Annotated in this window: 1 protein-coding gene; it reads right to left on the reverse strand. The window is 36.4% G+C overall.

Translation table 11 applies throughout. From position 1 onward, the window contains the following. Positions 1-187 (reverse strand): hypothetical protein (locus EOC06_RS39235; protein WP_206631465.1); only part of this gene is annotated, 187 nt, incomplete at its 3' end. Positions 188-247: the final 60 nt, after the last annotated feature.

A 247-nucleotide genomic window follows, 5' to 3' on the forward strand; every position in this document is an offset into this window, starting at 1 on the left:
CATTATCCCCGTTTTCCGAAGTAACACGGATCTTTAGCATTTTGTTTAAATAGGATGCTGAGGTATGTTTTTGTAGATTGACCTTGTTGTCTTTTCCTTGCAGGGCATCAATTAATTCAGCAGCTTTGTCTTTACTCAGCTTACCTTCTTCAACCATTGTTAAAACTCTTGAAATTTCTTCGCTCATTTAGGATTCCTCCCCATTTAATAATTCAATTGCTTCTTCAGCAGTTATTTCGCCTTTTTC

The sequence above is a fragment of the Mesorhizobium sp. M7A.F.Ca.MR.362.00.0.0 genome (assembly GCF_004023175.1).
Lineage (GTDB): Bacteria > Pseudomonadota > Alphaproteobacteria > Rhizobiales > Rhizobiaceae > Mesorhizobium.